Consider the following 11,511-nt stretch of genomic DNA (forward strand, 5'->3'; position numbering starts at 1 on the left):
TTTCATGTCAATTATCAGCACTTCCGTTAAACGGCCAGTCACGGTATGGATGTTCATGCTGGCGGTGATTTTATTCGGTATGGTGGGATTTTCCCGCTTAGCGGTAAAGTTACTGCCAGACCTAAGCTACCCCACGCTCACTATTCGCACTATGTATGATGGCGCGGCCCCAGTCGAAGTTGAGCAGCTCGTTTCTAAGCCGATTGAAGAAGCCGTTGGCGTGGTCAAAGGGCTACGTAAAATCAGCTCTATTTCCCGCTCTGGCATGTCAGATGTAGTGCTCGAGTTTGAATGGGGCACCACTATGGATATGGCAAGCTTAGATGTGCGCGAAAAACTCGACACTATCGCACTGCCACTCGATGTAAAAAAACCATTACTGCTGCGTTTTAACCCCAACCTTGACCCGATTATGCGTCTCGCGCTGTCGGTACCGAATGCCTCGGAAGCCGAACTGAAGCAAATGCGCACCTATGCGGAGGAAGAGCTTAAGCGCCGCTTAGAGGCGCTATCGGGGGTCGCCGCGGTGCGTTTATCCGGTGGTCTAGAGCAAGAAGTGCACATTCAGCTTAACCAAGAAAAGCTGTCGCAGCTTAATCTTAATGCCGATGACATTAAGCGTCGTATTAGCGAAGAGAATATTAACCTCTCTGCGGGTAAAGTGATCCAAGGTGATCGCGAATACTTAGTGCGCACACTTAACCAATTCAATTCATTGGATGAACTTAGCCAAGTGATTGTCTATCGCGATGAGCAAACCTTAGTGCGTTTATTCGAAGTCGCGACTATTACGGATGCCTATAAAGAGCGCAGTGACATCACCCGCATCGGTAGCCAAGAATCGATTGAGCTGGCGATTTATAAAGAAGGTGATGCTAACACTGTCGCCGTCGCCAAAAAATTGCGCGATGAACTCGTCAAAATTAATCAAGATCCTAAGCAAAACAAACTCGAAGTGATTTACGATCAATCCGAGTTTATCGAAAGTGCGGTTAGCGAAGTCACCTCTTCTGCACTGATGGGCAGTGTCTTATCCATGCTAGTGATTTACCTGTTCCTGCGTAATATCATCCCGACCTTGATTATTTCTATCTCGATCCCCTTCTCGGTGATCGCCACCTTTAACATGATGTATTTTGCCGATATCAGCTTAAACATCATGTCATTAGGTGGTATTGCACTCGCCATCGGTCTGTTAGTTGATAACGCCATTGTGGTATTAGAAAACATCGACCGTTGCCGCAGCGAAGGCATGAGTAAGTTAGATGCCGCGGTGACGGGTACTAAGGAAGTGGCGGGCGCGATTTTCGCCTCCACACTGACGACACTTGCGGTGTTTGTGCCATTAGTGTTTGTCGATGGCATTGCCGGTGCCCTGTTCTCCGATCAGGCCCTCACAGTCACCTTTGCCCTGTTGGCCTCGTTATTAGTCGCCTTAACTTCTATCCCTATGCTGGCATCACGCCAAGGCTTTAGAACCCTACCCGCGCTGATAACCACCACACCTAAGGATAAACCCACCACTAAAATGGGTAAGTTTAAACACTATAGCGCGACTGTGTTTTCCTTCCCTATTCTGTTGATATTTAGTTACTTACCGAGTGCGTTACTGACCTTAGTGTTGATTCTAGGCCGCTTCTTCTCCTGGCTCATCGGTCTTATTATGCGTCCTTTGAGTTCAGGGTTTAACTTTGTTTACCACAGTATTGAGAAGGCTTACCACAAGCTACTGGCCTCGGCACTGCGCAGGCAGATGACCACACTACTGCTTACCATTGCGATAACGGGCGCATGTATTAGCCTATTACCTCGCCTAGGTATGGAACTCATTCCGCCGATGAATCAAGGTGAGTTCTATGTGGAGATCTTACTGCCACCGGGTACGGCAGTAGGCGAAACCGACAAGGTATTACAACAGCTTGCACTATCGATTAAGGACAGAGCAGAAGTCAAACATGCCTATAGCCAAGCCGGCAGTGGTGGTTTAATGACTTCGGATACCTCCCGCGGTGGCGAAAACTGGGGTCGCTTACAAGTCGTGCTTAACGACCACAGTGCCTACAACACTGTTACTCAAATATTACGTGATAGTGCGCGCCGCATCCCAGAGCTTGAAGCAAAAATTGAACAACCTGAGCTATTTAGTTTTAAAACACCATTGGAGATAGAGCTAACGGGCTACGATTTGAACTTGCTCAAGCGCAGCGCCGATAGTCTAACCAAAGCACTATCAGCCTCAGAGCGTTTTGCCGACGTCAATACCAGTCTGCGTGATGGTCAACCTGAGCTGAGTATCCGTTTTGACCACGCCCGATTAGCGGCACTGGGAATGGATGCACCAACGGTGGCGAATCGTATCGCCCAACGCGTCGGCGGTACCGTTGCCAGCCAATACACGGTACGTGACCGTAAGATTGACATTCTGGTGCGCAGTGAACTCGCCGAGCGCGATCAAATCAGTGATATCGATGCCTTAATCATCAACCCTAACAGCAGCCAGCCCATTGCCTTAAGCGCGGTTGCCGAAGTGTCATTGCAATTAGGCCCATCGGCGATTAACCGTATCAGCCAGCAACGTGTGGCATTGGTATCGGCGAACCTCGCCTACGGTGACTTAAGCGATGCGGTGGCAGAGGCGCAGCAGATATTATCGCAACAAGTGCTACCCGCATCGGTGCAAGCTCGCTTCGGTGGTCAAAATGAGGAAATGGAGCACTCATTCCAGTCCCTCAAAATAGCCCTTATCCTAGCGGTATTCTTAGTCTATTTAGTAATGGCGAGTCAGTTTGAGTCACTGCTGCATCCGTTGCTGATTTTATTCGCCGTGCCGATGGCGCTGGCAGGTAGCGTACTGGGGCTCTATATCACCCAAACCCATTTGAGTGTGGTGGTATTTATCGGCCTTATCATGTTAGCGGGGATAGTAGTGAACAACGCGATTGTGCTGGTGGATCGCATCAACCAACTGCGTAGTGAAGGTGTAGAAAAACTCGAAGCCATTCGCGCCGCCGCTAAGTCGCGCCTACGCCCTATTATGATGACCACACTGACTACGACCTTAGGTTTACTGCCAATGGCACTAGGTCTAGGTGATGGCTCAGAGGTGCGTGCACCTATGGCGATAACGGTGATCTTTGGCCTCAGTTTATCAACACTGCTGACCTTAATTGTACTGCCAGTGCTTTACGCCCTGTTCGACCGTAAAGAATATACAGTAATCGGCTCACATGTAAACGCAGAGGAAGCTCGCCCATGAACCTCACCCGTTTAGCCATTAAGCGCCCCGTGACCACCAGCATGTTCTTCTTTGCTATCTTGCTGTTTGGTCTCGCTTCGAGCCGCCTATTACCGCTGGAAATGTTCCCCGGTATCGATATTCCACAGATAGTGGTGGAAGTGCCTTACAAAGGCTCGACCCCCGCCGAAGTGGAGCGCGATATCACTAAAGTGCTGGAGGAATCCCTCGCCACTATGGGCGGAATCGATAAACTCGAATCAGAATCTTCCCAGGAGGGTTCGGAAATCGAAATCAACATGAAGTGGGGTGAGAACGTTGCCACTAAGAGTCTAGAAGCGCGGGAAAAAATTGATGCGGTGCGGCATTTACTGCCCAAGGACGTTGAGCGGGTCTTTATCCATCAATTCTCTACCGCCGATATGCCAGTGCTGACCATTCGTATATCGAGCGAACGGGAGCTTTCCGGTGCATTTGATCTGCTGGATAAACAGCTTAAGCGTCCGCTTGAACGTGTCGAAGGTGTATCCAAGGTCAGTTTGTACGGCGTTGAACAGAAACAAATTGAAGTGCGGATCGATGCTGACCGACTCGCCGCCAGCGGGTTTTCGGCCACCGATTTGCAAGCGCGCCTCGGCCGAGAAAACTTTGTCATCAGTGCTGGTACGCTCAGGGCCAGCAACCTTGTTTATCAAGTTTCGCCTAAGGGAGAATTTAGAAACCTTGAAGATATCAAAGCACTGGTACTCACTCCTGGATTGACCTTAGGGGATATTGCGGATGTACAGTTTGCGTTGCCAGAACGGATCGAGGGCCGGCACTTAGATAAGCATTATGCCGTGGGATTAGACGTGTTTAAGGAGTCCGGCGCCAACTTAGTCGAAGTGTCGGAACGCGTCCTTAAGGTTATCGAGCTGGCAAAACAAGATCAGCAGTTCCAAGGTATCCGTTTGTTTATCATGGAAGATCAAGCCTCTGGCGTTAAATCATCACTGACGGATCTGTTACTTTCAGGCTTGATAGGTGCATTACTGTCCTTTGTGGTGTTGTACTTATTCCTGCGCAATTTGAAAATGACCTTAGTGGTCGTGTCGTCTGTACCCATTTCCATCGGTATGACACTCGCCGCCATGTATTTATTGGGGTACAGCTTAAATATTCTGTCGATGATGGGACTATTGCTCGCCATTGGTATGTTGATTGATAACGCTGTGGTGGTGACCGAGAGCGTATTGCAGGAAAAACAAGGCAAATGCCCCAAGGACAATGAAGAATCAGTGATCTCTGGAGTCGATAAAGTCGCCTTAGCCGTCTTGGCGGGTACTATGACCACTGCCATCGTATTTTTACCCAATATTTTTGGTGTTAAAGTTGAGCTGACGATCTTCCTCGAGCACGTGGCGATTGCGATTTGCATCTCACTGGCGGCATCACTGCTGGTCGCCAAGACATTGATCCCTTTGATGTTAACTAAGTTCCACTTCGATATCGCCCCCGAGAAGGATGCCGGTAAATTACAGCGCTTCTACAATAATACGCTTAACTGGGTATTGATTAGACCTTGGCGCTCGGGCGTGATCGCTGTGGCGATTCTCGCCTCAACCGCCCTGCCGCTGTCGTTGGTCAAACAGGATCAAGAAGACAGTCAGAGTAAGGAGCGTATTTACATCAACTACCAAGTGGAAGGTCGACATAATCTGAATGTCACCGAAGCTATGATTAATCAGATGGAGGAGTATCTCTACAAAAATAAAGAGGAATTCCATATCGATTCTGTATATAGCTACTATGCCTCCGACGATGCTTCCTCTGTGGTTCTGTTGAAAAAAGACTTAGCTATCCCCGTCGAAGAGCTGAAAAAGAAAATCCGTAGTGGCTTTCCTAAATATTCTATCGCTAAACCGCAATTTGGTTGGGGTGATGATAATTCTGGGGTGCGGGTGACGCTCACGGGCCGCTCAACCACAGAGCTTATCAACTTGAGTGAGCAGGTCATCCCATTACTGCAAAATATCAAAGGGTTACAAGATGTGCGCTCTGAACTGAACGGTGCACAGCAGGAAGTAGTGATCCGTATCGACAGGCAAATGGCGGCGCGCTTAGATTTAAAACTCAATGAAGTGGCCTCGAGTATTTCGATGGCGCTGAGGGGGTCACCACTGAGATCCTTCCGCCACGATCCTAATGGTGAGCTACGCATCGAAATGGCCTACGAAAAAGAGTGGCAAAAATCCCTCGAAAAACTCAAGCAATTGCTCATAGTACGTATCGATCAGCGGGTGTACACCTTAGATAACTTGGCGAGCATCGAGATCCAGCCGCGTTTCGATACCATCAAACATTACAATCGCCAAACCTCACTATCGATTGGTGCTAATTTAGAAAACTTTACCACGGAAGAGGCGCAGACGAAGATCAAACAAGTGATGGAGAATGTCCATTTCCCCAATGGTTATGACTATTCACTGCGCGGAGGATTCGAGCGCCAAGATGAAGATCAGAGTGTCATGGCCACCAATATGTTGTTGGCTGTCGCTATGATTTATATCGTGATGGCGGCGCTGTTTGAATCTCTGTTGTTACCGACGGCGATTATTACCTCAATCCTCTTTTCCATCACAGGGGTATTCTGGGCGCTGTTTATTACAGGAACCCCCATGTCAGTGATGGCCATGATAGGGATCTTGATTTTAATGGGCATAGTGGTGAACAACGGCATCGTTCTGGTGGATCAAATCAACCAAATGACGCCTGATCTCGACAAATTGTCCGACACCATAAGGGAAGTGTGTATCACACGTTTACGTCCAGTGTTAATGACAGTCGGCACGACAGTACTAGGGCTAGTTCCACTCGCTATGGGTGAAACCCAAATCGGTGGCGGCGGCCCGCCTTACTCCCCAATGGCAATCGCCATTATTGGTGGCTTGTCATTTTCAACGATCACGAGTCTGTACTTAGTGCCCCTGTGCTATCAAGCCTTCTATCGGATGCGCCACCGCGCTGCCATTCGTTTAGGCGAGTCCAACAGGCTAGCTCAAAAACTATTACCTTGGACTGTTTAATATTTAATTGAAAACAAAAAGGCTGCTATGCAGCCTTTTTACTATCTCGAGAAAAGTGGCTAAAAAGCACCTGTGTCACTTTCCCCTACAGGGTTAAGCACTCTAAAACGGATCATGAATAGCTGCTCAAGTCCTGGGTAAATCTCTGCAATCACGAGGCGAAGCTGTGCTAGAGTCATATTTTCCTGTTCGGCATGGGCTTGATTGAGATCAGATAATGCAATGGGGCTCACCTCAAGGATTTGAATATCACAAAACCAGCGGTCGGTTTCAAAGGTTGACACAGGCAACACCTGCCCCGCGGTAACATGGGATTCAGCCTCATCACGCAGGGTAATCGTTTTAGCCCCGCTTAAGATATCCCGTTCGAAACGCTCAAAAAAAGTCATTTTAGTTAGCAACTGTTCTCTCCTGCCCCGAGTGTTTTCCGCCCCATAGTGATCGCGGACAGTATCGCAATAAACGGGGGAGAAAGCATTAAGGTTCAACATGTTATTTTTAATGCAAGATAACGGATCTCCGCCCATGCAAATAGCACTCGAGGGGAAATATTTACCACTTTCGCACTAAAAAATAGTCCACTCAGGGGATAACGAACCCCAAGCACACAGCAAAACATGGTCAGTTCGTCCATATTGAGTTAGAATCCGCCCTCAATTGAGCCTTCGGCCTCATATGCCTGCCTCGCGGGTACGAAACGACATTAGAGATGTTATGAACAAGAAACAAAAGATCATTAAAAAAATTGCCAAGCGTGCTAAGGCGAGACTGAACAAAGTCGACCCTGTCACTATCGGTGCGCCCATCAAATCGGGTTACATCTCCAAGGCCGAGCGCGCCAAAATGGCGGCATTAGAAGCGGCAACGGATCGGACCGAAGAGCAACAAGACACAGCAAGCGCCGCCGAATAACCTTATTCTATCGGCGTATTGTCGCAGTGTTATCCGTGCCTAATTGTGGTTCTGCTAGGTTTTATGCCGTTTAGCGTGCACTAAAGTGCTTTGCACTGGAGACGAACCTTCTTATTTGGCTAACCTATAGGCACGTTGAAACCCGACATTAAACGCAAATGCCACAGGTTATCCTATGGCATTTGTTTTTAACCCCCTAAATATGTCAGCCACCGCTCACCATAATATTTCTTGATTTAAGCCGCACCTATTTGCTCAGCATTCATTAGGGTTTGCCATCATCTAAGTAAGGTATCGGTAATATGGGCTCACTCTCTTGCTCCTCGGTTAATTGCGCCATCTGCACGCAGGATGAAGAAAGCGGATTAGTCGCGCTCGGCAGATTTTGTGCTACGTAGTTGGCAATGTCCTCCCCTTCATTGGCCCCTGCGCCGCTGGGGATACTCGTCGCTACTGGAATCGCCATAGACGCAAGCCGTACCTGCGCCGCCACTTTATCGACTAAACGGTAGGCCACCCATACTCCTAGCACACCAAATAGAATTGAACCTACTACTTGGCCTATGAGTACACCGTATACGCCGCCCCAGAGCCCCCCAAAATACACAAAGGGAACCGTTCCTAGTGTTGCTTTACCCACATTGAAAAGGGTGGAATATTTCGCCTTGCCGAGGTTATTAAACGAAGCGTTTGCCACGAATAAAATGCCCGAAAAGGTGAAGAAAACGGCAATATAGCTGCAGAAAAATTCAATCAATGCCGCACTATCCCCCTTCATATCAAACAGACTGATTAGCTGTGATTTTAAGATGAACAATAACAAAGACATCAGCACAACATACAAGGTACAGAACTGGATGGCCTTAGTCAGACTCTCCCGCACCCGCTCAAACTGCCCCGCCCCAAAATTTTGCCCAACAATGGGTCCAATCGCGCCCGAGAGCGCAAAGATCATTCCAAAGGCCACAGGGATCAGCCGACCTAACACGGCCCAACCCGCCACATAGGCGTCACCAAAATCGGCAATTGCCCTAGTTACAAACGCATTGCCGATAGGGGTCGCAATGTTGGTCAGCATCGCGGGGCCAGCGATGGCAAAAATGGGCTTTAGATCGGCGCGAAAATCAGATAAGTCAAATTGTCCTAAGAGCCGATGTTTTACGACTATGCCACGACCAGCAATAATAAACACCGCAATACGGGCCAATACCGAGGCCAGTGCCGCGCCTTCAATCCCCATCGCAAACAGGAAGATAAAAATCGGGTCGAGCACGGCATTCACGCCCCCACCTGCTAGGGTCGACAGCATTGACAACTTGGCATCCCCCACCGCGCGCAGTGCACCACCAAGGGCCATCGCTAGGCAGATAAAAGGTAATGAAGGGACAAGAATATACAAATAACTTTCAGCCAGCTCCGCCGTATGGCCGCTGGCACCAACGAGTGCGACCAACTCAGGGATAAAGGTGGTGACCACTGCAGCCACCAGCACGCTAATCAACGTCGTAACAACCGCGCTATGGAGTAATAAGCGTTTGGCGAGCACCAGATCCTTCGCCCCAACTGAACGGGACACGAGTGCGCCAAGGGCGATGGATAAGCCAATGCCTATCGAGGTGGTGAAAAAGGAAATACTCCCCGCATAGCCGACCGCCGCGGCAAGCTCATGTTCTCCCAATAAACTTAAGAAAAAGATATCGAGCAGATCGACTACAAATAGGGCGGAAATCCCCACCGCCGCGGTCGAACTCATCACGAGAATATGGCGAAGTATCGAGCCCTCAACGAACTTGGCTTGTGTCATGCGCTTGGTTTACCTTATGTATTGCAAAAGCAAAGGCCAACACTCAGTTGTTGGCCTTTGCTTTTATAATCATCAATTGGTATCAAGGTCAAGGACTAAACAAAAAGCCTGCTCTCCACCAAGGGGAGCCCTAGACAAGCACCCGACGATTTTGCATCTGATGATAATGCAAACGGGTTATCCCTAAGGCGATCAAGGCGAGCAAGGTTAACGATCCCATCACCACCCCTTGCCACGCTGCCCCATGCCAGAACATCATCAAATAAGGGCCGCCAATCGCAGCACCTAAGTAATAACAGCATAAGTAGAGTGATGTTGCCTTCGCACGATCTCGACTCGCACGCATCGCCACAAAGGAATTACAGCAACTATGGGTGAGGAAGAATCCACAGGCCGTCATCAAAAACCCCACACAAATGGTCAATGTCGTATCGAATAAGGTGAGTAAACTGCCACATAACATCAGGCACCAGGACCACTGATATAACTTGTGTTGGCCAAAGCGGACGAGCCATTTCGCAGTAAAATACGAAGCAATAGTCCCACTGGAATAACACAGAAAAATCAAGGTTGCCTGAAAGCGGCTCCATTCATAGGGCGCCGCCATCAAATGCAGCTGAATAAAACTAAATTGATTCACCATCATCATAAAGGTCAGGCCACCGATAGCGTAGACTAAGCGCATCTGGGGATCGGTTAAATGATGGCTAAAGCCATGGAAATCCTGCAGTAATCGCACCCGATTCGAGGGGGATTTAGCTTCAGACTGCAGATGTGACACCGCGTTGGCATCCGCCCCCGAAGGGAGTAAATAACTCGTCAGTGCCACGCCCGCTAAGGTGACTAAAAACAGCAGCCACATGGATTCTTGCCAAGATAAAAACTGCGACATGACCCCACCCAATAAACGTCCTGCAATGCCACCGATACTGTTCGCCATAATGTAGATCCCCGCCGCTTTCAGCATAGTGCTCGGGGATAATTGCTCTTTAAAATACGCCATCGCAATCGCAGGCACGGCCGCCAACAGCACACCTTGGAGAAGGCGCACCCAGATCAAGCCATTAAAGTCCGGCGCCCAGATCAGCAATAGATTCGACATCGCAAGCAACCATAAACTCACCACAATCGGGCGATGACGTCCAATGCGGTCGGAAACCACGGCATAGATCAGCAATGAAAATGCTAACGAAAAACTGGTCACCGACAGGATAAGCGTTGCCCGCGAGCCTGATACGGAAAAATGCTCTGCGATTAAGGGCAACATCCCCTGCATTAAATACAAATTGATATACACCACAACGGAGGCGACACACAAAGCCCACATCAAGCGAGTATCTCGTTGCTTACTGTCAATAATAGTGTCTAACACGGCTTGCACTCTGGCCTCAATAACACATCAATCATGGGATAGACAAAGGTTATCACTGGGCATAACATAACAATAATAGATAATTTCTATCGAAATTATTGATTTTTGTTATAGCCAAAAGCTTCAATACCAGAGTATGGGTTAATTAAATGGATATACGCCAACTCAAGCACTTAGACGCCCTCGCCAGTGCTGGCAGTTTTACCGCCGCCGCCAAAAAGCTCAATATGGCGCAACCCGCCCTCAGCCAAAGCATCAAGCGGCTCGAACAATCCCTCGGGGTCACGTTAATTAACCGTACCAGCAATAAGAATGACAAGCTGCTCGCCCTCACGGCCGAAGGTTTGGTTTTGCATCAACATGCCACCTTGATCCTAAAACAAGTCAAGCAGGCCGAAGCGCAGATCCGTGCCATGGCGAATCTCACCTCGGGGGAAGTCCGTATCGCAGTGCCGGGCATGCTGGGTTCTTTCTATCTGCCCTCACGCTTGATGGCCTTTCGGCATCAATACCCGGAGTTAAAATTATCCCTGTTTGAAGGGGGAACCCGCGATGCATTGCGTATGCTGCAACGGGAAGAAGTGGATATTGCGATCATTACCGCCCAAGATCTACAGCCGGAATTCGATAGTCAGCTGTTGATCCGCGAACAAATGGTGATCGCTATGGGCGCCGAACACCCCCTAGCCGAATACAGTGCCGTCAGTCTCAATGACTTTTTCGACCATGAATTAGTGATGTTTAAGACAGGCTATTTCCACCGCGAGTGGATACTGTCCCAAGCTAAAGAACTGGGTAAGAAGCCCAATATTGCCTTTGAAACCAATCTAATAAATTTAATCAAACAGATAGTTTCCCAAGGATTTGGGATCACCAGCGTGCTCGAAATGGCGATAAGCCCTAAGGATGATATTCTGGCAAAGCCCTTAGATCCGCCGGTGTTTTTGAACCTGCATATCGCTTGGAAAAAACAGCGCCCCGTGAGTCAGGCCGATCGTGCCTTTGTCGACTTTTTAATGTCAAATCGCTGACCTATATCGATTGAAACAAAAAGGGCTGATATCAATATCAGCCCTTCTCTTTTTACTATTAACTCACTGTTAAACCTTGCGATTTAACCCTG

The 11,511-nt window shown here is 48.7% G+C and carries 7 protein-coding genes; 4 read left to right on the plus strand and 3 right to left on the minus strand.

The window, feature by feature from the left end; genetic code table 11:
• Positions 1 to 4: 4 nt before the first annotated feature.
• Both COW15_RS12450 and COW15_RS12455 read left to right on the plus strand, forming a co-directional pair.
• A complete protein-coding gene (locus COW15_RS12450) occupies positions 5 to 3,256 on the plus strand; it encodes an efflux RND transporter permease subunit (protein ID WP_293632861.1) in 3,252 nt (1,083 codons plus the stop codon).
• Entirely contained in the window at positions 3,253 to 6,300 is a 3,048-nt protein-coding gene (locus COW15_RS12455) for an efflux RND transporter permease subunit (RefSeq protein ID WP_293632862.1), read from the plus strand. The genes COW15_RS12450 and COW15_RS12455 overlap by 4 nt, the downstream gene beginning before the upstream one ends.
• Before the next feature lie 59 nt (positions 6,301 to 6,359).
• On the opposite strand, the gene yqfB is transcribed toward COW15_RS12455, so the two are convergent.
• Complete coding sequence (yqfB, locus tag COW15_RS12460; protein WP_293632948.1) at positions 6,360 to 6,689, minus strand: N(4)-acetylcytidine aminohydrolase; 330 nt, start codon at positions 6,687 to 6,689, stop codon at positions 6,360 to 6,362.
• Between the two features lie 325 nt (positions 6,690 to 7,014).
• On the opposite strand from yqfB, the gene COW15_RS12465 reads away from it, so the two are divergent.
• Positions 7,015 to 7,212 carry a DUF2986 domain-containing protein gene (locus COW15_RS12465; RefSeq protein ID WP_293632863.1) on the plus strand — a complete coding sequence of 66 codons (198 nt, stop codon included), beginning with the start codon at positions 7,015 to 7,017 and terminating at the stop codon, positions 7,210 to 7,212.
• A gap of 265 nt (positions 7,213 to 7,477) precedes the next feature.
• Here the strand turns inward: COW15_RS12465 and COW15_RS12470 are convergent, their stop codons facing one another.
• Both COW15_RS12470 and COW15_RS12475 read right to left on the minus strand, forming a co-directional pair.
• A complete protein-coding gene (locus COW15_RS12470) occupies positions 7,478 to 9,016 on the minus strand; it encodes an MATE family efflux transporter (protein ID WP_293632864.1) in 1,539 nt (512 codons plus the stop codon).
• 130 nt (positions 9,017 to 9,146) lie between these two features.
• Positions 9,147 to 10,397, minus strand: coding sequence for an MFS transporter (locus COW15_RS12475; protein ID WP_293632865.1), 1,251 nt, complete (start codon positions 10,395 to 10,397; stop codon positions 9,147 to 9,149).
• A gap of 140 nt (positions 10,398 to 10,537) precedes the next feature.
• Here COW15_RS12475 and COW15_RS12480 point away from each other — a divergent pair, with 140 nt between their 5' ends.
• Positions 10,538 to 11,419 (plus strand): LysR family transcriptional regulator, encoded by an 882-nt coding sequence (locus COW15_RS12480; protein WP_293632866.1) that lies wholly within the window; start codon positions 10,538 to 10,540, stop codon positions 11,417 to 11,419.
• The last annotated feature ends 92 nt before the right edge of the window (positions 11,420 to 11,511 follow it).

It is taken from the genome of Shewanella sp. CG12_big_fil_rev_8_21_14_0_65_47_15, assembly GCF_002783505.1.
GTDB lineage: Bacteria > Pseudomonadota > Gammaproteobacteria > Enterobacterales > Shewanellaceae > Shewanella.

What these genes read in the sequence shown, in the direction of transcription:
- COW15_RS12450 (WP_293632861.1), top strand. Translation starts at nt 5, where the DNA reads ATGTCAATTATCAGCACTTCCGTTAAACGGCCAGTCACGGTATGGATG.
- COW15_RS12455 (WP_293632862.1), top strand. Translation starts at nt 3,253, where the DNA reads ATGAACCTCACCCGTTTAGCCATTAAGCGCCCCGTGACCACCAGCATG.
- yqfB (WP_293632948.1), bottom strand. Translation starts at nt 6,689, where the DNA reads ATGACTTTTTTTGAGCGTTTCGAACGGGATATCTTAAGCGGGGCTAAA.
- COW15_RS12465 (WP_293632863.1), top strand. Translation starts at nt 7,015, where the DNA reads ATGAACAAGAAACAAAAGATCATTAAAAAAATTGCCAAGCGTGCTAAG.
- COW15_RS12470 (WP_293632864.1), bottom strand. Translation starts at nt 9,016, where the DNA reads ATGACACAAGCCAAGTTCGTTGAGGGCTCGATACTTCGCCATATTCTC.
- COW15_RS12480 (WP_293632866.1), top strand. Translation starts at nt 10,538, where the DNA reads ATGGATATACGCCAACTCAAGCACTTAGACGCCCTCGCCAGTGCTGGC.